We start from the raw sequence: 23,889 nt of genomic DNA, 5'->3' as shown, positions 1-23,889 counted from the left end.
AGGTATTCCGGGCAGTCACCTGCCCAGGTGCCCTATGTCCGAAACGCGCATGTTTCCCGGGATCTCGTGCAGCCGGTCTCTCCCAGGGGTTTGTGTTTTTCCGGGAAAAGCGGTTTGCTTTCCGACGTACTGCAGTGCTGCATATAACAGGGGGCGGCGATTCGGCGGCTCACCCCGCATGGTCCGGCCCTGAAGTTATCGATGAAAGGAAATCCGGTGGCACAGAAGGTTCAGGTCCTTCTTGTCGATGACCTCGACGGCGGCGAGGCGGACGAGACCGTGACGTTTGCGCTGGACGGCAAGTCGTACGAGATCGATCTCACCACCGCCAATGCGGACAAGCTCCGCGGTCTCCTTGAGCCCTACCTCAAGGGCGGTCGTCGCACCGGCGGCCGTGCCAGCGGCCGTGGCAAGGCGCGCGCCGCCGCCGTGGGCGGCGGCAACCAGGACACGGCGGCGATCCGCGCCTGGGCGAAGGACAACGGCTTCGAGGTCAACGACCGCGGCCGCGTCCCCGCGTCCATCCGCGAGGCCTACGACAAGGCCAACGGCTGACTGCTCGCACGCCGCAGCCGGACCCGGTGGCACGCAGTGGCCGCCGTGTCCACGAGCCGTACGAGGTCGGAGCCCGCGGCGGAGCCGGAATGGGGGTCGGTTCCGCTGCCGCCCGTGGCCAGGGCGACGCTCGGCGCCAGGCCGGGCAGCGCCGTCAGTGACGGCAGGGTTCGCTCCACCTCGTGGCCGGGCTCGGGGGGCCGCAGCCACACGGCGGCCCCCGACGGGCCGACCGCGCCGGGCGGCGTCGGCGCGTCGATCAGACCGCCCGCGCCGATCGCCCTGAGGTCCAGGGGGATGTCCCCCCACTCCAGCCAGTCGAGCAGCCCCGGCAGCTCGTCCGCGCTGCCCGCGGCCACGAAGAGCCGCATCGTCTCCCCGTGCAGGGCCACGGGTGCCTTCGGGCCCAGCTGCCGCAGCGCCGCGAAACCCGCCTGAGCGGGCATTTCCAGCACGTCGAAACGCAGCCCCGTGACGAGCCGGACGTCCGGCCCCGGAGCCACGGCCCAGCCGAGCCCGTTCTCGTACCAGCACCGCACCGCCGCCGGATCCCAGAATCCGGCCGCCGCCGCGTCCCACTGGCGCGGCACACGCCGCCCCGCCGGATCCGGCGCCGTACGCCGGTCGACCGGCGGCCTGGGGTGAGGAACGCTGAGGGCCATGTTCGGAGCAACAGCGCGGGGCACACTGGAGTTACGGCTCACGTCACGCTGGGTGCCGACGCGACTGCGCACGGTGGCCGAAAAAGGGGCGTGCGGGCGTACTTCGCAGCGCAAGGGTGTTCGCCCGTAGCGGAGGGAACCAGTGCGCGCTGCATGGAGTGTCAGTGCATACGGGTAAGACATCCCTAGTGGGGAGGGGCGACACGCAGCGTTCAGGCGTCTCACGTTCGCCAACGGCGTACTGATGGCGAGGGTAACTGCTTGGCCTGCGGGAACATCGTCTCGCACCATCAGGTTGGAGCATGTGTCGGCGTTGGAGTCAGGAACCGTTCCCTACGGTAGTGAGGGTGATCCGGACGGGTGTCGGCAGTTGGAATGAGCGGTCCCCGCTTGCGGGACTAAGCTGCGGAAGGACAGGGAGGGGAGCGTCCCCTTACTGCCTGACCGCTCTGAGGAGCGATTAACGATGTTCGAGAGGTTCACCGACCGCGCGCGGCGGGTTGTCGTCCTGGCTCAGGAAGAAGCCCGGATGCTCAACCACAACTACATCGGCACCGAGCACATCCTCCTGGGCCTGATCCACGAGGGTGAGGGTGTCGCCGCTAAGGCCCTGGAGAGCCTCGGGATTTCGCTCGAGGCGGTCCGCCAGCAGGTGGAGGAGATCATCGGCCAGGGGCAGCAGGCCCCGTCCGGCCACATCCCCTTCACCCCCCGTGCCAAGAAGGTCCTGGAGCTGTCGCTCCGCGAGGCCCTTCAGCTGGGCCACAACTACATCGGCACGGAGCACATCCTGCTCGGCCTGATCCGTGAGGGCGAGGGCGTCGCCGCCCAGGTCCTGGTCAAGCTGGGCGCCGATCTCAACCGGGTGCGGCAGCAGGTCATCCAGCTGCTCTCCGGATACCAGGGCAAGGAGACCGCCACCGCCGGCGGTCCTGCCGAGGGCACGCCCTCCACGTCCCTGGTCCTCGACCAGTTCGGCCGGAACCTCACCCAGGCCGCTCGTGAGTCCAAGCTCGACCCGGTCATCGGGCGCGAGAAGGAGATCGAGCGGGTCATGCAGGTGCTGTCCCGTCGTACGAAGAACAACCCGGTCCTGATCGGTGAGCCCGGCGTCGGCAAGACCGCCGTCGTCGAGGGCCTCGCCCAGGCCATCGTCAAGGGCGAGGTGCCCGAGACCCTCAAGGACAAGCACCTCTACACCCTGGACCTCGGCGCCCTGGTCGCGGGCTCGCGCTACCGCGGTGACTTCGAGGAGCGCCTGAAGAAGGTCCTCAAGGAGATCCGCACCCGCGGCGACATCATCCTGTTCATCGACGAGCTGCACACGCTCGTGGGTGCGGGTGCCGCCGAGGGCGCCATCGACGCGGCTTCCATCCTGAAGCCGATGCTGGCCCGCGGTGAGCTCCAGACCATCGGTGCGACGACGCTCGACGAGTACCGCAAGCACCTGGAGAAGGACGCGGCCCTCGAGCGCCGCTTCCAGCCGATCCAGGTCGCGGAGCCGTCGCTCCCGCACACCATCGAGATCCTCAAGGGCCTGCGCGACCGCTACGAGGCCCACCACCGTGTCTCGATCACGGACGAGGCCCTCGTGCAGGCCGCGACGCTCGCCGACCGGTACATCTCGGACCGCTTCCTGCCGGACAAGGCGATCGACCTGATCGACGAGGCCGGTTCCCGGATGCGCATCCGCCGGATGACCGCGCCGCCGGACCTCCGCGAGTTCGACGAGAAGATCGCGGGCGTCCGCCGCGACAAGGAGTCCGCGATCGACTCGCAGGACTTCGAGAAGGCCGCCTCCCTCCGCGACAAGGAGAAGCAGCTCCTGGCCGCCAAGGCCAAGCGCGAGAAGGAGTGGAAGGCCGGCGACATGGACGTCGTCGCCGAGGTCGACGGCGAGCTGATCGCCGAGGTCCTCGCCACGGCCACCGGCATCCCGGTCTTCAAGCTGACCGAGGAGGAGTCGAGCCGCCTGCTGCGCATGGAGGACGAGCTCCACAAGCGCGTCATCGGCCAGAAGGACGCCGTCAAGGCGCTCTCGAAGGCGATCCGGCGTACGCGCGCCGGTCTGAAGGACCCGAAGCGTCCCGGCGGCTCGTTCATCTTCGCCGGTCCGTCCGGTGTCGGTAAGACCGAGCTGTCCAAGGCGCTCGCCGAGTTCCTCTTCGGCGACGAGGACGCGCTGATCTCCCTCGACATGTCGGAGTTCAGCGAGAAGCACACGGTCTCGCGCCTCTTCGGCTCGCCCCCCGGCTACGTCGGGTACGAAGAGGGCGGTCAGCTCACGGAGAAGGTCCGCCGCAAGCCGTTCTCGGTCGTCCTCTTCGACGAGGTCGAGAAGGCCCACCCGGACATCTTCAACTCGCTCCTGCAGATCCTGGAGGACGGTCGTCTGACCGACTCCCAGGGCCGGGTCGTGGACTTCAAGAACACGGTCATCATCATGACGACCAACCTCGGCACGCGGGACATCTCCAAGGGCTTCAACCTGGGCTTCGCCGCCCAGGGCGACACGAAGTCCAACTACGAGCGCATGAAGAACAAGGTCTCGGACGAGCTGAAGCAGCACTTCCGGCCCGAGTTCCTCAACCGCGTGGACGACGTCGTCGTCTTCCCGCAGCTGAGCCAGGACGACATCCTCCAGATCGTCGACCTCATGATCAGCAAGGTGGACGAGCGCCTGAAGGACCGGGACATGGGCCTCGAGCTCTCCCAGTCCGCGAAGGAGCTCCTCGCCAAGAAGGGGTACGACCCCGTCCTGGGTGCCCGGCCGCTGCGCCGCACCATCCAGCGCGAGGTCGAGGACACGCTCTCCGAGAAGATCCTCTTCGGTGAGCTGCGCCCCGGCCACATCGTGGTCGTCGACACGGAGGGCGAGGGCGAGAACGCCACGTTCACCTTCCGCGGCGAGGAGAAGGCGGCGCTTCCGGACGTGCCGCCGATCGAGTCCGCCGGCAGCGGCGGGCCGAACCTGAGCAAGGAGGCGTAGCCCGCACAGGGCGCGCCGCGGGGGCTGCCCCGGACCGAGGAATCGGTCCGGGGCAGCCCCTTTTCCCATGACCGCCCCCCTTCCTTTCCACGGCTTCCACAGTCCGGCGTTTCCCGGCGGTGGGCGATCTCGTTGGGCCCCAAGGGCGCGCTCCCGCTGGGCCCAGAGGGCGCGTTCCCGAACCCCCCACGCCCGATGAACGGAGACGCCCAGTGCGCATGACCGACCTCCAGCGCTGCGAGGTACGCCCCGGACGGCTCGTCGAATGGACACTCGACCCGGCGACGGTCGACCGGGCGGCCGAGCTGCCGGACGACGCCCGACCACCGGCGTACGTCCAGGAGTCCCACGTCCGGACGGCGCGGTCCGTGCGCGCCGACGGCCTCTTCGTGCCGACCTGGCTCGGTACGGCCTTCGACATTCCGGGCGCCGTCGATCTCGACGTACTCCAGGACGCCCTGCGGAACTGGACGCGCCGGCATGAGACGCTGCGCAGCGGATTCCGCTGGGTCGGTGATGAAATGCGCCGGTTCACCTTCGCCGCCGAAGCCGTGTCGCTGCACCGCGAAGTGGTCGGCGACTTCCCCGACGCGGACAAACTGGTGCGGCGTCTCCAGGATCGCTTCGACGAGGTCGCGGACGCGCTGAACTGGCCGAACTTCCTCTACACGGCGGTGGTGCGGGAGGACTGCACGAGCGTGTACCTGGCGTTCGACCACAGCAATGTCGACTCGTACTCCATCCAGCGGATCCCCGCCGAGATCCATGAGCTTTACGCGGCCGGTCTGGAAGGCCGCGTGGTGGAGCGGACGCCGATCAGCAGTTACATCGACTTCTGCGAGAGCGAGCGCGCGGACGCGGACCGTATCGACGGAACGCACGCGATCGTCGACCGTTGGCGGGAATTCATCAAACGGTGCGGTGGAAAGCTGCCGGAATTCCCCGTCGATCCCGGTCTTGATCCGTCCGCCCGGATGCCCACGCAGAAACTCATGCGGGAGAAGCTGGTGGACGCGGACGACGCCGCCGCGTTCGAGGCGTACTGCCGTCCCTTCGGCGGGACTCTCGTCGGTGTCCTCGCCGCCACCAGCCTCATCGCCCACGAGATCAGCGGGCAGCCCGTCTACCGCACGATCGTGCCGTTCCACACCCGTGTGAAGTCGCAGTGGCTCGACTCCGTGGGGTGGTACGTCGGCGGCGCGCCCATCGAGGTTCCCGCGGCGCGGGCGCGTGACTTCGAGAGCGCCCTGCACTGCGTGCGCGGCGAGCTGCGGGCCAACAGGTCGCTGGCGCGCATGCCCATCGCCCGGGTCCTGCGGCTGCTCGGCTCGGAGTTCCGGCCGACGTCGTCCGACCTCTACTCGATCGTCTCGTTCGTCGACGCCCGGGGCATCGTCGGCTCCGCGCGCTGGGCCGAGCTGAAGGCGTACGGCCTGGTCAGGGTGTCGTACGGGGACAAGGCGTGCGCCTGGGTCAACCGGCTCCACGAAGGCCTGGAGTTCGCGGGCCGCTACCCGGACACCGACCTCGCGGCCAAGAACATGCGGCTGTACGTCGAGCGGCTGCGGGAGACCGTCGTCGCCGTGGCCCGCCACGGCGCGCACGTCGGCGGCTCAGCGGTGCCCCGGCCCCGCCGCGTCGACGCCGTGTCCGTCGAGCCGTAGGAAGTCCAGGCGGAACGGGTCCCCGGCCAGCTCCGCGAGCGCGGGCGAGCCCTCCGGGAGCGTGACGTCCGGGTCCGGCGGGGCACCCGCCCGCGCGCGGTGCCGGTGCTCGCGGATCGCCCGGTCCAGGTCGGCGCGCGACCAGCCGTGCCGGACCGCCTCGGCGGCGTAGAACTCCAGCTCCGCGCGGGACTCCAGGCGCTCCATCAGTACGACGACGTGGCCCCAGGGGAGCTGGGCGACGGGTCGCCGTGCGATCTGGCCCGGCCAGGTGCGGGCCAGCTTGCGCATGTGCGTCAGGTTCCGTCGGGAGAAGCCGCGTTGGCTCGGGTGGGCCGCCTTCAGGTCGGCGGCGAGCCGCGCCACGAGGTCGGCGTCCCGGCCCTGCTCCTGTCGGGCCAGCAGGAGACTGCCGATCTGCCAGTACGCCTGCACCAGCTCGGCGTTCACGGCGCGCTGGGCCCGCGCGTGCGCGGCGGTGACGCTGCCGTCGGCCCGCGTGAGTAAGTCGTCGTACGCCGACGGTGCGGGGTCCGGTGGGGCGGAAGCCATCGTGTCGGTGTCCTTGCGCATGAGGTCGAGGGTCGCTCGGGGGGTGGTGTGCGGGAGGAGGATCGGGGGTGGATCATCCGAACGTGTGGGGGTGGGGTGGGTGTTCGGGTCCGGGGGCGGGGTCTCAGTAGGGCTCGACCGTGAAATCGACGGCCGATGAACGGACTTGGACATCGAAGGTGTCGGGGACGAGCAGGCGCTGAAGGCGGGGAAAGAGCATCTGGATCCGCTCCAGGTCGATCGGTTCCAGTCTCGACAGGTCCAGGCAGGTGAGGATCAGCTCCGTGACGCCGGGCTGCGACGGTCCGGACGGCGTGTGGCCGAGGTCGTCGGCGAGGGTTCTGAGGTGCGCGACCGTGAGGATCAGGTAGGTACGTTCGCACGCGGCGAGCAGGCGGGACGCGGCCTCGCCCGACACCGACTCGCGGATGTCCAGGAGCCTGGGGCGCAGACCGAGCCTGAACAGCTCGTCGACCTGCTCGTCCGTGCGGAGCGTGAAGTTCGTCCTGCCGTCGTCGAGCTTGCTGATCACCCCGTCCGCGTACAACCGGCAGTCGAAGCGGCTCCAGCCCCACATCAGCTGCCTGCGCACCTCGTCGTGGGGGTGGTCCGCGTACCGTGAGAGGAGGGGGATCGCCGCGTCCGAGCGGACGTGGGTCGCCGCGATCGTCACAAGCTGCGCCTCCTCCTCGCTCAGCCCGTCGAGGCCCGGCAGCAGATCGAGCACCACCGGCCCCACCAGCCCCAACTCCCGTGCGTCCGCAGGCGTACGCGGCGGAATCAGCTCGGCCGTCCTCCGCTCCACCTCCGCCCGCACCGCCGGCGCGAGGTCCGCCGCGTGCTCAAGGCAGGCCGCGGCGAGGAGATGCGCCCGCTTGCGGCCGGGCGACCCGGCGGGGAAGGAATCCCCCTGAGCCAGCAAGTCGCCCAACAGCTCCGCCCGTTCCCGCGGCCGCCCCTGCGCCACAGCCATCCGGATGACGTCCTCCCACTGGTCGTCCGCCGCGTGCCCGGCGAGGACCCCGAAGTCGCCCTCCTCGACCGCCGCCCGCGCGCCCAGGAAGTCCTGGAAGGTGCGGTGCACGAACTCGACCGTGCCGGGGCCGGGTTCGCGGAGGAGGCCGCTGCGGTGGAGGAAGTGGGTGTAGACGGCGTCCGCGTCGCCGAGGGCGGCGAGTTCGGGGACGGCGGGGAGCGCGTCGCCGATGATCGTGGTGGCGCGGGTGCGGTCCATGGCCGTGCGGCCGTTGCGGATGAGCCAGTAGGCGAGGCGTTGGAGGAGCTGGAGCTGGGGCTCCTCGCGCAGCTCGGGGACGGCCATGTGGCGTTCGCGGTCGCGGCGGATCAGGAGCATGGACAGGGCGGCCGTGTAGAGGTCCTTGCGGCCGAGGGGGAGGAAGCCGCGGCGGTCGCGGTGCAGGGCGCAGACGAGGCCGCACATCAGCGGGTTGGTGGCGAGCACGCCCAGGTCGGGCTTGGTGCGCACGGCTTCGAGGAGCTGGGCCTCGTACGCGCGCAGGGCGAGGTCCTCGTCCCGCGCGCCTGTGGCCGCCGCCGTGTGCCAGCGCCGGATGAACGCCGTCACGTCCGCGCCGCTCATCGGCGCGAGCGTCAGCTCGGTGAAGTCCTCGTCGGTGAGCCAGTCCTCCCGTACGGCGGAGGGCCGGGACGTCACCAGCCAGCGGTTGCCGGGGTAGGCCTCGATCAGGTCCGCGAGCCACGCGCGGGTGCGGGCGCGTTCCGCGTCGGGGACCTCGTCGATGCCGTCGACCAGGACCAGGGCGCGGGCCGAGGTCAGGACGCGGGCCTCCCAGCCGTCGGGCTGTGTGCCCGCGAGGGGGGAGCCGACGGCGGCCAGGAAGTCCTTGGGGGCGGGGAGGCGCTCGCCGTGGCGGGTGAGGGTGCGCAGGGGCAGGACGTAGGGGACGCGGTCGTGGAGGTAGGCCATGCGCTCGGCGTTCTCGCCCAGGTCAGGGCGGGCCGCGGAGACCGCGAGCCACTGGATCAGGGTGGTCTTGCCGGAGCCCGCCTCGCCGCGCAGGAGCACGCGGTCGTGGGTGGCGAGGGCCTCGTCGGCGGGGCGGGGCGTCGGGTCGAGGTGGGCATCGAAGACCTGGTGCCAGTCGTCGCCGACCCGGACGTCCCCCAGGTGCCGCCCGCGTTCGGTGGCCGTCAGGCTCAGGTAGGCCGCGTCCAGGGGCCATTTGCCGGGCGAGTCGGCGAGGTCGATGCCGAAGATCGTGAGCTTGCCGTGCTTCTTCGCGATGTACGCGAGGTACCGCTGCTCGAAGGCCACGTCCCGCGCGCCCGGGAGGGGGTCACGGGCGATCAGCTCGTCGACCTTGGCTATGAGTTCCGCCTGGCGGCGGCTCTGCTCGACGAGGGTGCGGGCGACGAACGTGGACCGCTGCGTGAAGAAGTTCAGGATGTGCAGGCAGGCCGTGTCGAGGAGGCGGTGGTGGAGGTACGTGGCGTCGGCCGAGAGGTCCCGGGTCGCGTCCCCGTCCGCCCGGCGCAGCCGGGTCGCGAGCTCCTCGTGGCCCAGGGACACCGCCTCCACGTCGGTGAGCGTGAGGGTGCCGAGGGCGAGCATCGTCCGGGTCAGGGCGTGGCCGACGGCTTCCTCCTCGTCGTGGGGGAGGGGGCGCTCGCCGGTGCGGACGGCCTGGCGGACCAGGGCGGTGACGAGTCGGCGTACGTCCTGCTCGGCGAGGTCGCGCCGCTCGCCGCGGAAGGACACCAGGGCGTCGATCCGTACGGGCTCCGCCACCAGGCCCGCGCCCGGTCCGGGTCGTACGAAGAGCTTCTTGATCAGTGGGGTGACGACACCGGAGGCGATACGGACGCCAATGGCCGCGGGATCCATGGCCGAAAGCGTAGTGGGCGTCACATTCGCGGGTGGTGGATCTTGCGCCCCGGTGACATGACGCACAGGGCATAGGTCACATACGAGGCGGATTAGTGGTGCTTTTCGGCCGCCCGGACGGGACTTTCGGCCTGGAACCGGCGGCATCGGGAGCCGTGCGCCGGTGGCTTCGGCGGTGATCGCGGGCGGGCCCGGGTACGGCCGCCGCTAGTAGAGGGGCGTTTTGGGGCCTCGGCGGGGTGGGGGTTACCAAGGGATGGCCGTCCGGCATGCGCAGTCAGCGTGCCGGATTCCCTTTTGCCGCAGTACCCCCGTACAGCCGGTACCCCCCGTACCGCGTCCCCTTGCCCTGTCCCCGGAGGTTCCCCCATGTCCAAGCGCGCCAAGTCCCACCATTCCGGCCCGTCCCTGCGTCGCACCCGGGCGGCCGTACTCGCCGCCGGTGTCGGCGTCACGACGGTGCTCGGAGCCGGGGTCGCGGCCGCAGCCGACACCAAGGGCGGGGAGCGGTCCGTGACCGCGTCCTCCGTGGGCGCGCAGGCCGTCGCCCAGGCCAAGGCCGCCGAGCAGGCGAAGCAGGCCGCGGCGAAGAAGGCCGCGCAGGCCGAGCAGGCCGCCGCGAAGAAGGCCGCCGCCTGGCAGGACCCGGTCGACAACTACCGCCTGTCCGCGAGCTTCGGCCTCGGCGGCAGCATGTGGGCCAGCAAGCACTCCGGCCAGGACTTCGCCGTGCCGGTCGGCACCGTCGTCAAGGCCGTGCACGCCGGCACCGTCGTCAAGGCCGGCGGCAACGGCGCCGGTGACGGCCCCGCGTACGGCAACGCCGTGGTGATCAAGCACGCCAACGGCACGTTCTCGCAGTACGCGCACCTGTCGAAGGTCGAGGTCCGCCCGGGCCAGGCCATCGCCACCGGCCAGCGCATCGCCCTGTCCGGCAACACCGGCAACTCCAGCGGCCCGCACCTGCACTTCGAGATCCGTACGACGCCGAACTACGGCTCGGCCGTCAACCCGGTCGCGTTCCTGCGCCAGCAGGGCGTCCGCGTCTGATCCCGCACCCCCCCGCGAACGGGGCGTGCGCGTCCGATCCCCCGCGCGTGCCGCCCCGGCTCAGGTGCCGTTGTGCGCCTGGGTCACCAGATCGATGGCGACTTCGAGGATGGCTTTCCGCTTCTCCTCGGGGTCGCCATCGTTGCCTTTGAGCACGAACATGCCGCCGTGCATGGTGAAGAGCGCGCTGAAGCAGCGCACCTGCGCGGTCATCGGCGTCGCCGGGTCGTCGTGGCTGAGGATGTCCAGGAGCTGGAGCATCCGGTCCTTGAAGCTCTCACCCGTCTTCAGGTCGCGCATCGTCGCCTGGTTCTCCTGCATGAAGCGGAAGAGCGGGGCGGCGTCGGTGAGGATCTCGCTGTAGCGGGTCAGGATCGCGCGCTTGGTCTCCAGCGTGCGCGGCTGCTCCTTGCCCCAGGCGATCAGCTCGTCGATGGGTCGCGTCAGATCGTCGAAGATGCTGGTGAGGATGTCCTCTTTGGTCTTGAAGTGGTAGTACAGGGCCGCTTTCGTGACGTCCAGGCGCTCCGCGATCTCGCGCAGTGACGTCTTCTCGTACCCCTGCTCGGCGAAGAGTTCGAGCGCCACGTCCTGAATGCGCTGGCGGGTGTCCCCGCGGCGCCGCTGCCTGCCTGTGCTGCTCATGGTGGCGATCCTCGCACTTCTCCCCAGCCCTGCCCGAACTTACTTGACGCCCGGCTAGTTAGGGGTCTACTTTCCTCTACTGTAGCCAACTTGCCGGGCGGCAAGTAAGTAGCGGTGAGCACGGAGCGGGGAGTGGTGACCATGGCAGGGAAGACGGCGACGGGGAGCCCGGCGGAGCAGGGCAGGCTCGACAAGCGCGGCGCGGGGACGGACCAGGGCGCGGCGCCCGAGCCGGAGCCGCGCAGCGTACGGGTGGTGATCTTCGCGCTGATGGTCGCGATCCTGCTCGCGATGCTCGACAACATGATCGTGGCCCCCGCGATGCCGACGATCGTCGGTGACCTCGGCGGCCTGGAGCACCTGTCCTGGGTCGTCACCGCGTACACCCTCGCGACCGCCGCCTCCACCCCGATCTGGGGCAAGATCGGCGATATGTACGGGCGCAAGGGCGCCTTCCTCGCCTCCATAGTGATCTTCCTGATCGGCTCCGCGCTCAGCGGTCTGGCCCAGGACATGGGCCAGCTCATCGGCTTCCGGGCGATCCAGGGACTCGGCGCGGGCGGCCTGATGGTCGGCGTCATGGCGATCATCGGGGAACTGGTGCCGCCGCGGGAGCGCGGCAAGTACATGGGCATGATGACCGGCGTGATGGCGGTCGCGATGATCGGCGGCCCGCTGGTGGGCGGCACCCTCACCGACCACCTCGGCTGGCGCTGGGCCTTCTACATCAACCTGCCGCTCGGCATCGTCGCCCTGTTCATGGTGAGCGCCGTCCTGCACCTGCCGAAGAAGCGCTCCGAGGGCCGCATCGACTACCTCGGCGCCGCGCTGCTCACCATCGGCATCACCTCGTTCGTCCTGGTCACCACGTGGGGCGGTACGGAGTACGCCTGGGGCTCCGCCGTGATCATGGAGCTGATCGGGCTCGGGGCCGCCTCCCTCGTCGGCTTCTGGTTCGTCCAGCGCAAGGCCGCCGAGCCGGTCATGCCGCTGCACATCTTCCGCAGCCGCAACTTCTCCCTGATGTCCGTGGTCGGCTTCCTCACCGGCTTCGTGATGTTCGGCGCGATGCTCTTCCTGCCGCTCTACCAGCAGGCCGTGCAGGGCGCGTCGGCCACCAACTCCGGGCTGCTCCTGATGCCGATGCTGCTCGCGATGATGGCGGTCTCCATGGTCGCCGGGCGGTTCACCACGGCCACCGGCAAGTACAAGGTGTTCCCGATCGTCGGCAGCGTCCTGATGGCCGTCGGGCTCTTCATGCTCGCGCAGATGGACACCGACACCTCGCGCGTCACGACCGGGATCTACATGGCGGTGCTCGGCGCCGGCATGGGCTGCCTGATGCAGATCACCATGCTGGTCGCCCAGAACAGCGTCGAGATGAAGGACATGGGCGTCGCCTCGTCCTCGGCCACGCTGTTCCGCACCCTCGGCTCGTCCTTCGGCGTCGCGATCATGGGCGCCCTGTTCAACAACCGGGTCCAGGACGAGATGGCGAAGGCCGGGGGCGGCGGCGTCGCCAAGGTCACCGAGCACTCCGCCCAGCTGGACGCGGCGAGCCTCGCCAAGCTGCCCGAGGCGGCGCGGGACGCCTACCAGCACGCGGTGTCCGCCGGTACGCACGTGGCGTTCCTGCTCGCCGCCGCGATGGCGGTGGGCGCCCTGATCGCGGCGTTCTTCGTGAAGGAGACGCCGCTGCGCGGGGCCGCCCCCGCCGACAAGAAGCCGGCCGGTGACGCGGGTGGGGACTCCGCGCGCGGGGAGCGGCAGCCGGTCGCAGAGTCCGTCTGACCCGCTGTCCCGCCCGGTCCGCGGCCCCTCGGCACTTCGGTGCCGGGGGGCCGTTGTCAGTGCCGCGTGCCAGCATCGAAGGCGTGGAGAGACTCCGGCAGCTCCGCATCGCGAAGGACGCGATGGACCGCGACTGGGCCGACCCCGCCCTCGACCTGACCGCGGTCGCCGCCCACGCGGGCTATTCGCGCTATCACTTCCTGCGCGCCTTCAAGGAGGCGTACGGGGAGACGCCCGGGCAGTACCTGTCGCGCCGTCGCATCGAGCGGGCCGAGGACATGCTCCGCTCGGCCGACCTGTCCGTCACGGACATCTGCATGCTGGTCGGCTTCACCAGCGTCGGCACGTTCTCGTCGTCCTTCAAGCGCCAGACCGGCCTCACCCCGAGCGAGTACCGCGCCAAGCACGTGGGGCGCGGCGCCGCGCTGATCCCCGGGTGCTGGGCGCTGCTGTGGGCCGGGGGGTTCCCGGCGCGGGCGGGGCTCGACGGGACGGGGACGGGCGCGGGCGCCGGGGACAGAGCAGGGGCCGGGGGAGCGGAGGCCGACGGATCGGAGGCCGGGGGATCGGAGGCCGACGGAGAGCGCAATTCTTGAGAAGCGCTGCGTCCGGCCCGCTGCCTACGGTGGCCGGGCAAGCAAGAAAGCCCCTCACCAGGAGCACACCATGATCAAGGGACTCGCCATTTCCACCGTCTGGGTCCTCGACCAGGACCGGGCCAAGGAGTTCTACACGGAGAAGCTCGGCCTGGAGGTCCGTACGGACATGACCCTCGGCGAGGGCGGCATGCGCTTCCTCACCGTCGGCGCCAAGGACCAGCCCGAGCTGATGCTGGCGCTGATGGTGCCGGGCGGCGCGGGCATGGACGCCGAGTCGGCCGAGGCCATGCGGACCCTGGTCACCAAGGGCGTCCTCGGCGGCGGCGCGCTGCGCACGGACGACGTCCACGGGGACTACGAGAAGCTGAAGGCGCGCGGCGTGGAGTTCCTCCAGGAGCCGCAGGAGCGTCCCTACGGAGTGGAGGCGATCTTCCGCGACGACTCCGGCAACTGGTTCTCGTTCACCCAGGAGCGCGAGGGCGAGCTGGACCTGGACAAGGACTGGGGCTGCTGAGCCCGGAGCCGACGGAGACGGGCGGGCGTCGACTGCCCGGCGCCCGCTCCGGCCGCCCGGTCCGCCCCGGTCCCCGTCCCGTCTACTTCTGCCACTTCGAGGGCTTCTCCGGCAGTTGCAGCATCGGATAGCTCCCGGTGTTCGTCGGCGCGTGCTCCGGCAGCCACAGGACCGCCACCGCCCCCTCGGCGGCCTCGTCCGGCGAGGCTCCCGGCGGCCGGATGTTGCGGAAGGTGAGGCGGGCGCCGAGCACCCGCGCCTGCCCGGCCGCGATCGTCAGGCCCAGTCCGTGCCCGCGCCCCGCGCGGTCCGCGGAGCCGGTGCGGAAGCGCGAGGGGCCCTCGGCGAGCAGCGCCTCGGGGAAGCCGGGGCCGTGGTCGCGCACCCGGACCACCCGGCCCTCGACGCTGACCTCGATGGGCGGCTTGCCGTGCTTGGCGGCGTTGGCGACGAGGTTGCCGAGGATGCGCTCCAGGCGGCGCGGGTCGGTGGTGACCTCCGACTCGTGCACGATCGTCACCCGCACGTCGTGGCTCAGCAGGGCCATGCGGCGGCTGACGAACTCGCCGAGCGTGATGTCCTGCAACTCGGCCCGCTCGGACGCGGAGTCGAGGCGGGCCACTTCCAGTACGTCCTCGACGAGCGTGCGCATGGCCTGCGCCCGGTCCTTGACCAGCTCGGTCGGCCGGCCCGGCGGCAGCAGCTCGGCGGCGGTGAGCAGCCCGGTCACGGGGGTGCGCAGCTCGTGCGCGATGTCGGCGGTGACCCGGCGCTCGGCCTCGAGGCGCTGCTTGAGGGCGTCGGCCATGGCGTCCACGGCCTCGGCGAGGTCGTCGGTCTCGTCGCGCACGTGCCCGCCGATGGCGTCCCGTACGGACACCTCGGTGTTGCCCTGGGCGACCTCGCCCGCGGCCGTCGCCGCCCTGCGCAGGCGCCGGGCCATCTGGCCGCCGATGAGCACGCCGAGCGCGCAGCCGCCGAAGACGACCGCGATGGAGCCGATGACGAGGGCCTGGTCGAGGTCCTTCATGATCGTGGTGTTGCGGTCGGCGAACCGGCTGTGCACCGAGAGGACGTGGCCGTCGCTGAGCGGCACGGCGCCCCAGATGTCGGGCACGCCGTCGCCGTGCTCCTGTACGAAGGTGGCGCGGCGGCCGGTGAGGACCTTCTGCCGCAGCTCCTTCGGGAGCTGCGGGTCGTCGATCTTGGTGCCGTAGATGGCGCTGGTCGTGCGGCGCGCCTCGTAGTTGCGCTGGGCGATCTGGACGCGCTCGTCCTGGAGGTCGCGGGCGTTGTCGAGCATCGACACCCAGGCGGCGTTGTGCACGACGAGGCTCAGCGCCACCGCGACGAGCGCGCCGACCAGGCCGATGGCGGCGGCGATCTTCCAGCGCACCCCGGTGCGCAGCCGGGTGCCGACCAGCGACCGCAGCCGCTCCGGGAACGGCAGGTCCCTCGGCCGGCGCGGCCCGCCAGGCCCTGTCGGCCGCCGCAGCCGCGCCCGCAGCCCCTCGGCGAACCCGGACCGCTCCCCGTTCATGCCTCTGCCCATGGCAGAGCCCTGTGTCCCCCCACGCCGCGAGCTCACGCCTTGAGCTTGTATCCGAACCCGCGGACCGTCTCGATGCGGTCCTGCCCCACCTTCGTCCGCAGCCGCTGCACATGCACGTCGACGACGCGCGTGTCGCCGCCCCAGCCGTAGTCCCAGACGCGCTCGAGGAGCTTGTCGCGGGACAGCACGGTGCCGGGCGCGGAGGAGAACTCCAGGAGCAGCCGCATCTCCGTCGGCGTGAGCGCGACGGGCTCGCCGCCCCTGCGCACCTCCATGCCCTCCGTGTCGATCTCCAGGTCGCCGAAGCTCAGCACGCCGCCGTCGGAGCCCTGGCCCTGCTCGGCGGCGGGCGCGGCCGAGCCCGGGCCGCTGGCGTGCCCGAAGCGCCGCAGCACGGCGCGGATGCGGGCCACCAGGACGGCGCCGTCGAACGGCTTGGTCACGTAGTCGTCGGCGCCAGCCTCGAGGCCGAGTACGACGTCGATGGAGTCGGCCCGCGCCGACAGCATGATCACCGGAACCGTCGACTCGTCCCGGATCCGGCGGCAGAGGCTGACGCCGTCGAGGCCGGGCACCATCACGTCGAGCAGGGCGATGTCGGGCCGGTCCGCCCGGAACGCCTCCAGGCCCGACAGGCCGTCGGGCATGGCGGTGACCTCGAAGCCGTCGCGCTCCAGGGCGAGCTGCGTGGCCTCGCGGATGACGTCGTCGTCCTCGACGAACAGGACATGGGTGTGTTCTGCCATCGGGTGCTCTCAGTTCCGGTCTCGGTTCGGGGGGCGGTCGTGGTCGGTCGGGCCGGTGGGCCGGTGGGTCAGTGCGTCAGTTGGTCAGTACGTCAGTTGGTCAGTACGTCAGCGGGTCAAGGCGTCAGTCCGTCGACGGCTCGGGCGTATCGCCGTCCGCCGTGGTGCTGTAGTTGTTGCGGGTGCGGTCCTGCTCGGTGAAGTGGCTCGTCGACCAGCGGTAGGTGATGATCTCTTCTCCCGTCGGGTCCGCCACCGAGCCGTCCTTGCCGAACATCTGCTTGCTGACGACCAGGTCGCCGCGGTCGATCTCCGCGTACACGGGCGGCTGCTCGTCGGCGAAGACATTCTCGTACCTCTTGCCTTCGGGGCGATACACGTAACTACCGATGCCCACCCTGTCTCCGCAGGTCAGGACGTTCACGACGACGTCGTCCGACGCTGCTCCGGTCAGGTTGCCGTACGCGACGTCGACCGGGTACTCATCGGCGGCGCACGGCTTCAGGTCGCGCTTGACGGCCAGGCTGACCTTCGGGTCGTCCTTGACGAGCTGGACCGCGTCGACGCTCTTCGGGGTCGGCGACGGGGAAGCGGAGGGCGTGGTGGACGGCACGGCGCCGACGTGGGCAGGGCCCTCGTCGCGGGTGCCGGAGCCGCCCGTGGAGCAGCCGGTGACGGCGAGCAAAAGGCCGAGGGCGGCGAGCACGGCCACCGCCGTACTCCCCGCCTTCCACTCTTTCGTGGCCCGGCCCGCTGGTCCGGTCCGGGCACTCAGGCCGCGCAACGCTCCCGCTCCTCACGTTCGAACATCCGCGCAGCAGGCCCCGCCGACTCGTCGGCGGCACGGCTCTCCAGCTCCTGACGGAGCCGCGCGAGTGCCCGGTGCAGCGTGCTCTTGACCGTACCGGCCGACATGCCGAGCGCGGCGGCCGTCTCCTCGGTGGACATCTGCTCCCAGTGTCGCAGCACCACGACGCTGCGCTGCTTGGGGGCGAGCACCTTCATGATGTCCATCAGCAGGGCGCGGTCCGCGTGCTGCTCGGTGGAATCGTCGACGCAGGCGTCCGGCAGCTGCTCGGTGGGCACCTCTTCGAGCTTGCGGGCGCGCCACCACTCGGTCCGCGTGTTGATCATGACGCGGCGCAGGTAGGCGTCCGCGAGCCGCTTGTCGGCTATGCCGTCCCAGCGGCCGTAGGTCCGCACGAGCGCCGTCTGCAGCAGGTCCTGGGCGTCGACCGGGTCAGGGACGAGCCGCCGGGCGCTGCGCAGCAGGGCGTCCTGCCGAGTGCGGACGTACTCTTCGAACTCGAGCACCTCGCCGTGCGCCATACCCAACCGCCTCCGTTCCCGTTCATCCCCGGCTGCCCCCGGTCGATTCCCGGGTGCCTCGTGACCGCTGATCCCTTGCCTGTGCGGTACGAGAATGAAGTTACGGAGGGCGTGTCACGGCGTTGTGCGGAGCAGCGCGCGACGGACGCACGGCTGTACGTCGGTTGTGTAACAGAAGTAGGCCGGACGTAAACCAGCAGGTGGGTGTGGGGGTGGATGCCCTTTTTGTCGCTGGATTCGTGGCTGGTTGGTTGTCAGCGGGCTGTGATCTGAAGGCTCGGCCCGGCGGATGTCAGGTCAGCGGAAGCCGGTAGTACCCGTCCGGCAGCGGCTCCACCAACCCGTCGGCGACCAGACCGTCGAGGGCGCGTGCCCGCTGCACCGGCTCGTCCCACACCCGGTCGAGCGCGGACTGCGGCACGGGAGAGACGGCCTCGCGCAGCACCGCGAGGAGCTTGCCGCGGACCTGGCGGTCGGTGCCCGCGTAGGTCTGGCCGCGGCGGGCGGGCCCCTCGTGCGCGGGCTTCCCCGCCGCCAGCCAGGCGCACTGCGCGGCCAGCGGGCAGCGGGCGCAGTTCTCGTTCTTGGCGCTGCACACCAGCGCGCCCAGCTCCATCGAGGCGGCGGCCCAGCGGGACGCGGTGCGCTCGTCCTCGGGCAGCAGCGCGCGGGCCAGCTTGCGCTCGGCCGCGGTGGTGGCGTTCGGCGGGTATTGCACGCCTGTCACGGAGCGCGCGAAGACGCGCCGCACGTTGGTGTCGAGCACCGCGTGCCGCTGCCCGTACGCGAACGACGCGACGGCCGCGGCGGTGTACTCGCCGATGCCGGGCAGCGCGAGGAGCTGCGCGTGCTGCGCCGGTACGTCGCCGCCGTGCCGCTCCGTTATGGCGACGGCCGCCCCGTGCAGGCGCAGCGCCCGCCGCGGATACCCGAGCCGCCCCCAGGCGCGCACGGCCTCGCCGGGCGCCTCCTTGGCGAGGTCGGCGGGGCGCGGCCAGCGGGCCAGCCACTGCTCGTACACGGGAAGCACCCGGCTCACCGGCGTCTGCTGCAGCATGAACTCGCTGACCATGACGCCCCAGGGCCCGGCGTCCGCACGCCGCCACGGCAGATCGCGCGCGTTGGCCTCGAACCAGGCGATGACGGGGGAGTGGAACTGCTCGTCCAGCGAACGGGCGTCGGCAGTGCCGGCGCTGACGAGATCGGCGGCGAGGGCGGTCGGCATGGGGACGATCCTGCCACGGGCGCGGGGGGCCTCGGGCCAACGGCGCGGGTGGGCCGCGGGCCCGGCGTGTGCGGGTGGGGTGGGTGTTCCGTCCGGGTGGGACTGGGTTGCCGCCGGTCGCGCTGCGCGCTCGTCCTCAAACGCCGGACGGGCTGGGTTGGGTGGGTCGGTCCGCGGTCTGTGGTCTGCGGCCTCAAGCGCCGGGCGGGCTGGGGGCGCCTCGTCGTGCCCCTCGGGTGGGACGGGGTGCCGCCGGATCGGCGCTCCGCGCCTCGTCCTCAAGCGCCGGACGGGCTGGATTGGGTGGGTCGGTGTGCTGCTGCGGTCTGCGGCCTCTAGTGCCGGGCGGGTCGGGATGGGCTGGTGCTCGGCTGTCAGGGGTGGCTGCGTGGAGGGTGCCCTCGGCTCGCGGGGCCGGGGCCGACGCCTCACCGCCTGGTGCAGCCGCTCCCCCCGGGAGCCACCCGCCCCTCTGGGCGCCACCCGCCCCTCTGAGCGCCACCCGCCCTCCGGGCACCACCCGCCCCCCCGGGCACCACCCCGCCCCCCGGGCACCACCCCGCCCTCCACCCGAACGTGTGCGGAGGAAAGTGAGGGCGGGCGGGTGGGGGACTCCGCCGCGGAGCGGTGGACGCCTCGGCCCCCGCCGGGGGAGACCTGACGATCGGCAGGGGCGGCGTCCACCCCGCGGCACGTACCGTCGAGGGAGTGAAGAGCCCCCGCACGATGGACGTCGCCCTGTGGGCGGCCCTCGCCGTGCCCGCGGTGAGCGCCGACGCGATCGGCCTGAACGAGCCCCGCCCTCTGTGGGCCCAGTTCGGGGGCCTCGCGGTCCTGGCCGTGGCCACGGCGACCTGGCGAAGGCGCCCGGCCGCCGCCTTCCTCCTCGTCGCCGCCCTCGGCCTCACCGCCCCGGCCCTGTTCTCCGTCTCCTACGGGCCCGCCCTCGCCGCCCTGGCCCTGCTGCTCGGCAGGCACGGCACCCGCGCCCGCCCGGCGCTGCTCGCCTTCGCGGCGGTCTGGGCGGCGGGCACGGTCAGGATCCTGGTCCGGGACGTGGACCCGGTCGTGGAGTGGCTGGTGCTCATGGGCACGCTGCTGTTCGGCGTGGTCTTCCCCTGGCTCGCGGGCCGCTACTGGCGCCAGGGCCGGGAGCTGGCCGCGGCGGGCTGGGCGCGCGCCGACCAGCTGGAGCGCGAGCAGCGCATCGTCGCCGACCGGGCCAGGCTGCGCGAACGCGCCCGCATCGCCCAGGACATGCACGACTCCCTGGGCCACGAGCTGAGCCTGATCGCGGTCCGCGCGGGCGCCCTCCAGGTGGCCGCCGACCTCCCCGCGCACCACCGGTCCGCCGCGTCCGACCTGCGCGAGGCCGCCGCGACGGCCACCGACCGGCTGCGCGAGATCATCGGCGTGCTCCGGGACGAGGGCGACGAGAGCGCCCCGCTGGCCCCGCCCGGCGAGACGGTGGCGCAACTGGTCGCGCGGGCGGCGGAGTCGGGCCTCGCGGTGCGGTACGAGGGAGACGGCGCCGACAGCACCGAAGCGTCCGACGGCGCGGGCCGCCTCGCGTACCGCGTGGTCCAGGAGGCCCTGACCAACGCCGCGAAGTACGCGCCGGGCGCCCCGGTCACCGTCACGGCGTCGACCGGCGCCGACGCCACCACGACGATCGAGGTCACCAACGGCCCGCCCCCGCACGGCGATTCACCCCGTCCCGCCCCACCGGCGGGCGGCTCGGGCCTGGCCGACCTGCGGGCCCGGGTCGCGGCGGGCGGCGGCACGCTGACGGCGGGCCCGCGGGGCGGCGGGTTCCGCGTCAGGGCGCGGCTGCCGGTGGGCGGAGCGGCGCCCCGCCCCGCGGCGCCCGAGCCGACGCCCCCGCTCCCGGGCTCCGTCCTCGCCCACGCCCGCCGCCGCACCGCCCTCACCTTCGGCGCCGCCGTCGCCATCGGCACCGTGCTCGTCGCGGGGGCGTTCACCTGGTACGCGTACACGAAGACGCACTCCGTCCTGCGGCCCGCCGACTACGCGGCCCTGCGCGTGGGCCAGCCGCAGTCCGAGGTCGCCGCCGTGCTCCCGGACCGGAGCGTCACGGACCCGCCGGTGGAGCGCGCGCCGACCCCGCCGCCCCCGGGCGCGGACTGCCGCTACTACCGCTCCAGCGGGGAGCTCTTCACCTCCCTCACGCACTTCAGGCTCTGCTTCGACGACGGAAGGCTGGTGGACAAGACAGTGATCCCCAAGGCGGGCGCGGACCAGAGCATGCGGCGGGGGGCGGCATGGGCGCGGTGATCCGGGTCCTGCTCGCGGACGACGAGGCGATGATCCGCGCGGGCGTGAGCGCCATCCTCGCGGCGGGCACCGACATCGAGGTGGTCGCGGAGGCCGCCGACGGCCGCGAGGCGGTCGACCTCGCCCGGGCGCACCGCCCCGACGTGGCGCTCCTGGACATCCGCATGCCGCGCCTGGACGGCCTGGCGGCGGCGGAGGAGATCGTCAGGACCCTGCCGGACACGGCGGTCGCGATGCTCACGACGTTCTCCGAGGACGCGTACGTGGCACGGGCGCTCGGCGGCGGCGCCACCGGTTTCCTGCTGAAGTCCGGCGACCCGCACGAACTCATCGCGGGCGTACGGGCGGTGGCGGGCGGCGCCGCGTTCCTCTCGCCGCGGGTGGCGCGGCAGGTCATCGACGGCTTCGGCGCCCGCCGCCTGGCGCGCGGAGCCGAAGCGCGCGCCCGGGTCGCGCTCCTGACACCCCGTGAGCGCGAGGTGCTCGGCCTGGTCGGCGCCGGCCTGTCCAACCCGGAGATCGCCGCTCGCCTCCACCTGGTGGAGGGCACGGTCAAGGCCTACGTCAGCGCGGTCCTCGACCGCCTGGAGGTCAAGAACCGCGTCCGTGCGGCGGTCGTCGCGTACGAGGCGGGCCTGGTGGCGGACGACGGCGCGGGGGAGTCGGCGCCGAGGTGAGGGGGTGAGGGGGTGAGGGGGTGAGGGGGGTGACGGGGGAGGGGGCGAACTCCCGCTTCAGGAGCGGGGGTCGGGGTCCTGGGGCCGGTACTGCGGCTGGAACTGAGGCTGGTGGCCGTAGGGGTCCTGCCCCTGGTACGAGCCTTGCCCCTGGTACGCGTCCTGTCCTTGGTACGCGCCCTGCCCCTGGTGCGCCTCCTGCCCCTGGTACGCGTGCTGCCCTTGATGAGGATCCTGGTACGTGCCCTGGTACGCACCCTGATGTGAGCCCTGATGCGAGCCCTGACGCGCGTCCTGATGGCGGCGCAGCGTCATCGTCTGCTCCTGGGGCTGCTCGGCGCGCGCGGGCCGGTACGGCAGCGAGTTCTCGTACGAACCGGACTGCGGCGGCACGAACTGTCCGGCCCCCGCGGCCGGAGCGACCGCCGAGCGCGCGCCCTCGCCCGCGAACCACCTGACCACGCCGGTCCGCGACCCCCGCATCGTCTCTGTGATCCGCGTCACGGGCCGGGCGGCGAGCCTGACCGCGAGGAACACCACGACCGCGCCGAGGACCAGGCCGACGGCCACGTCGTGCGGGTAGTGCACGCCCACGAACACCCGCGAGAACGCCATGAGCACCGCCATCGGCAGGGTCAGGGCGGCGATCCGGGGCCAGGCGAGGGCGAGGCCCACGGCGGCGGCGCCCGCGATCGTCGAGTGGTTGCTCGGGAACGACCAGTCGCCGTGCGGCGGGCACTCCACGAGCGGCTTGAGCGCCCCGGACACCGCCCGGCACGGCCGCTCCTCCTCGATGAAGGACTTCACGGTCTCACTGATGACGTACGCCAGGGCCGTGCCGAGCGGCGCCAGGACCGCCACCGCGACGGCACGCGGGTCCCCGCGCCGCGCCCGCCACCAGGCCACGACGAACAGCACGCCGAAGAGCAGCAGACCGAGTTCCGTCCACACCTCCGCGAGGTGCTGCACCCACGACGGGGTGTCATGGGCGAATTCGGTGACGTCTAGGTAGAGGCCGGAAGAATCCATGGTGTCCATGATTCCGGACCGTACGCAGTGGTCGGGCACCCTCACATCCGGCGATGGGCTCATCGTGGACCTGACGAAAGTCAGGGGTGGGTGCCGTCGTGGGGCCACGAGAGAGCGGCTGGGGGCCCGCGGACGGGCCGTCGGACGGGCCGGTCCGGGATGATGATCCGCAAAAGTTGTGGCCTGAGGCGGCGGGTGGGGCAGGACAACGCCCGGTTCTCTCGTAAGGTTTGGGCGTGGGATCTCTGCGCAATCCGATCGGGCCGCTTCCCTCCTCCATCTACTGGCGTCGGAGGGCCGTCCTGCTGTCCGTCGTCGGACTCCTCTTGCTGCTTGTCGTATGGGCCCTAGCCTCGGGCGGAGGCGGCGGGGGCAACGGCGCTGACGGTCCGTCGGGCAACGGCCCCGCGACGTCCATCACGCCCGGGCCCTCCGGATCCGGGCCCGCGATCAGCGAACACCCGGGCGGCCGGGACGAGTCGGAGGGCGAGGAGGACGGCGGAGGCGACGGCTCCGGTGACTCCGACGGCTCCGGTGACTCGAAGGGCTCCGGCGGCTCGGGTTCCGGCGGCGACTCCGAGGGCGGCTCCGGCGGCTCGGGCGACGCGAAGGGCGGCGGCGGGTCGGGCGCACGGCTCCCGGCCGGTTCGACCCTCGCCAACTGCGCGCCCGGTGCGGTCGAGTTGAAGCTGCGCAGCGTGCGGAACTCGTACGCGCCCGGACAGAAGCCGAAGCTGGAGCTGACCGCCGTCAACAGCGGCGGGAAGGCCTGCAAGGTCGACCTCGGCGGCAAGGGCGCCGTCGTGACGATCACCCTGTCCGGTGCGGACGACGCGATCTGGTCCTCGAACGACTGCCCCGGTGCCGCCGCGAGCCTGCTGTTCAAGGTCCCCGCGAACGGCCACGCCACCTACTCCTTCGAGTGGGACCGCAAGGCCAGCGCCCCCCAGTGCGCGACGCCTCCGGCGGGCGGCGCGAAGGCGGGCACGTACCTGGTGGAGGCGAAGGCGGCGGGCCTGGGCGGCGACCAGGCGTCGTTCGTGCTGACGAAGGACTAGGTTCTGTCCGGCGGATCATGTGACTGTCGGGTTGCCTGCTCGTTGTTCTCGGTGTGGGGCGGGGTGATCTGACGAACGCGGAGTGGGTGCG

19 protein-coding genes and 1 pseudogene are annotated in these 23,889 nt (G+C 71.9%); 10 read left to right on the top strand and 10 right to left on the bottom strand.

The window, feature by feature from the left end:
* Window positions 1–216: 216 nt before the first annotated feature.
* Complete coding sequence (locus ACFVHO_RS12280) at window positions 217–555, top strand: Lsr2 family protein (protein WP_030361021.1); 339 nt, start codon at window positions 217–219, stop codon at window positions 553–555.
* Here ACFVHO_RS12280 and ACFVHO_RS12275 read toward each other — a convergent pair.
* The gene (locus ACFVHO_RS12275; protein WP_385712756.1) at window positions 534–1,217 is read right to left on the bottom strand and encodes an SCO3374 family protein; all 684 of its coding nucleotides are present in this window, start codon (window positions 1,215–1,217) and stop codon (window positions 534–536) included. The two genes, ACFVHO_RS12280 and ACFVHO_RS12275, sit on opposite strands and share 22 nt — an antisense overlap.
* A gap of 466 nt (window positions 1,218–1,683) precedes the next feature.
* Between ACFVHO_RS12275 and ACFVHO_RS12270 the strand changes: the two genes are divergently transcribed.
* Both ACFVHO_RS12270 and ACFVHO_RS12265 read left to right on the top strand, forming a co-directional pair.
* Window positions 1,684–4,206 carry an ATP-dependent Clp protease ATP-binding subunit gene (locus ACFVHO_RS12270; RefSeq protein ID WP_385712754.1) on the top strand — a complete coding sequence of 841 codons (2,523 nt, stop codon included), beginning with the start codon at window positions 1,684–1,686 and terminating at the stop codon, window positions 4,204–4,206.
* A gap of 212 nt (window positions 4,207–4,418) precedes the next feature.
* Window positions 4,419–5,870 (top strand): condensation domain-containing protein, encoded by a 1,452-nt coding sequence (locus tag ACFVHO_RS12265; RefSeq protein ID WP_385712752.1) that lies wholly within the window; start codon window positions 4,419–4,421, stop codon window positions 5,868–5,870.
* Here ACFVHO_RS12265 and ACFVHO_RS12260 read toward each other — a convergent pair.
* The gene (locus tag ACFVHO_RS12260) at window positions 5,820–6,443 is read right to left on the bottom strand and encodes a DUF1016 N-terminal domain-containing protein (RefSeq protein WP_385712750.1); all 624 of its coding nucleotides are present in this window, start codon (window positions 6,441–6,443) and stop codon (window positions 5,820–5,822) included. The two genes, ACFVHO_RS12265 and ACFVHO_RS12260, sit on opposite strands and share 51 nt — an antisense overlap.
* A gap of 103 nt (window positions 6,444–6,546) precedes the next feature.
* Window positions 6,547–9,288 (bottom strand): NACHT domain-containing protein, encoded by a 2,742-nt coding sequence (locus tag ACFVHO_RS12255; RefSeq protein WP_385712748.1) that lies wholly within the window; start codon window positions 9,286–9,288, stop codon window positions 6,547–6,549.
* 369 nt (window positions 9,289–9,657) lie between these two features.
* On the opposite strand from ACFVHO_RS12255, the gene ACFVHO_RS12250 reads away from it, so the two are divergent.
* On the top strand, window positions 9,658–10,338 hold the full coding sequence (locus ACFVHO_RS12250) for a M23 family metallopeptidase (RefSeq protein WP_385712746.1): 681 nt from the start codon (window positions 9,658–9,660) through the stop codon (window positions 10,336–10,338).
* Window positions 10,339–10,398: 60 nt separating this feature from the next.
* Here ACFVHO_RS12250 and ACFVHO_RS12245 read toward each other — a convergent pair whose 3' ends face one another.
* A complete protein-coding gene (locus ACFVHO_RS12245; protein WP_385712744.1) occupies window positions 10,399–10,983 on the bottom strand; it encodes a TetR/AcrR family transcriptional regulator in 585 nt (194 codons plus the stop codon).
* Window positions 10,984–11,124: 141 nt separating this feature from the next.
* Between ACFVHO_RS12245 and ACFVHO_RS12240 the strand changes: the two genes are divergently transcribed.
* From ACFVHO_RS12240 to ACFVHO_RS12230, 3 genes are all read left to right on the top strand, one after another.
* Window positions 11,125–12,774 carry an MDR family MFS transporter gene (locus tag ACFVHO_RS12240; protein ID WP_385712742.1) on the top strand — a complete coding sequence of 550 codons (1,650 nt, stop codon included), beginning with the start codon at window positions 11,125–11,127 and terminating at the stop codon, window positions 12,772–12,774.
* A 122-nt stretch (window positions 12,775–12,896) separates the two neighbouring features.
* Window positions 12,897–13,370, top strand: a complete 474-nt coding sequence (locus ACFVHO_RS12235; RefSeq protein WP_385712969.1) for a helix-turn-helix transcriptional regulator — start codon at window positions 12,897–12,899, stop codon at window positions 13,368–13,370.
* Window positions 13,371–13,440: 70 nt separating this feature from the next.
* A complete protein-coding gene (locus tag ACFVHO_RS12230) occupies window positions 13,441–13,887 on the top strand; it encodes a VOC family protein (protein ID WP_385712740.1) in 447 nt (148 codons plus the stop codon).
* An 82-nt stretch (window positions 13,888–13,969) separates the two neighbouring features.
* On the opposite strand, the gene cseC is transcribed toward ACFVHO_RS12230, so the two are convergent.
* The 5 genes from cseC to ACFVHO_RS12205 all read right to left on the bottom strand — a co-directional run bounded on the left by cseC (window position 13,970) and on the right by ACFVHO_RS12205 (window position 18,739).
* Entirely contained in the window at window positions 13,970–15,439 is a 1,470-nt protein-coding gene (gene cseC / locus ACFVHO_RS12225; protein ID WP_385712738.1) for a two-component system sensor histidine kinase CseC, read from the bottom strand.
* A 32-nt stretch (window positions 15,440–15,471) separates the two neighbouring features.
* A complete protein-coding gene (gene cseB / locus ACFVHO_RS12220) occupies window positions 15,472–16,185 on the bottom strand; it encodes a two-component system response regulator CseB (protein WP_385712736.1) in 714 nt (237 codons plus the stop codon).
* A 124-nt stretch (window positions 16,186–16,309) separates the two neighbouring features.
* Window positions 16,310–16,969: a hypothetical protein gene (locus ACFVHO_RS12215; protein WP_385712734.1), complete on the bottom strand. Its 660-nt coding sequence runs from the start codon at window positions 16,967–16,969 to the stop codon at window positions 16,310–16,312.
* The gene (locus ACFVHO_RS12210) at window positions 16,957–17,514 is read right to left on the bottom strand and encodes a SigE family RNA polymerase sigma factor (protein ID WP_030361008.1); all 558 of its coding nucleotides are present in this window, start codon (window positions 17,512–17,514) and stop codon (window positions 16,957–16,959) included. Before ACFVHO_RS12210 ends, ACFVHO_RS12215 begins: the two co-directional genes overlap by 13 nt.
* A 292-nt stretch (window positions 17,515–17,806) precedes the next feature.
* Window positions 17,807–18,739: an A/G-specific adenine glycosylase gene (locus ACFVHO_RS12205; RefSeq protein WP_385712732.1), complete on the bottom strand. Its 933-nt coding sequence runs from the start codon at window positions 18,737–18,739 to the stop codon at window positions 17,807–17,809.
* A gap of 708 nt (window positions 18,740–19,447) precedes the next feature.
* Between ACFVHO_RS12205 and ACFVHO_RS12200 the strand changes: the two genes are divergently transcribed.
* Both ACFVHO_RS12200 and ACFVHO_RS12195 read left to right on the top strand, forming a co-directional pair.
* Window positions 19,448–21,034 carry a sensor histidine kinase gene (locus ACFVHO_RS12200; RefSeq protein ID WP_385712730.1) on the top strand — a complete coding sequence of 529 codons (1,587 nt, stop codon included), beginning with the start codon at window positions 19,448–19,450 and terminating at the stop codon, window positions 21,032–21,034.
* The gene (locus tag ACFVHO_RS12195; protein ID WP_385712968.1) at window positions 21,031–21,711 is read left to right on the top strand and encodes a response regulator; all 681 of its coding nucleotides are present in this window, start codon (window positions 21,031–21,033) and stop codon (window positions 21,709–21,711) included. Before ACFVHO_RS12200 ends, ACFVHO_RS12195 begins: the two co-directional genes overlap by 4 nt.
* A gap of 411 nt (window positions 21,712–22,122) precedes the next feature.
* Here ACFVHO_RS12195 and ACFVHO_RS12190 read toward each other — a convergent pair.
* Window positions 22,123–22,749, bottom strand: a pseudogene (locus ACFVHO_RS12190) (phosphatase PAP2 family protein); the annotation flags it as partial.
* 227 nt (window positions 22,750–22,976) lie between these two features.
* Here ACFVHO_RS12190 and ACFVHO_RS12185 point away from each other — a divergent pair.
* Window positions 22,977–23,798: a hypothetical protein gene (locus tag ACFVHO_RS12185; RefSeq protein ID WP_385712728.1), complete on the top strand. Its 822-nt coding sequence runs from the start codon at window positions 22,977–22,979 to the stop codon at window positions 23,796–23,798.
* Window positions 23,799–23,889: the final 91 nt, after the last annotated feature.

Origin of the sequence: Streptomyces sp. NPDC127108, from assembly GCF_042677545.1 — a bacterium.
Taxonomy (GTDB): Bacteria; Actinomycetota; Actinomycetes; order Streptomycetales; family Streptomycetaceae; genus Streptomyces.
This window is presented reverse-complemented; position numbering and strand designations above follow the sequence as displayed.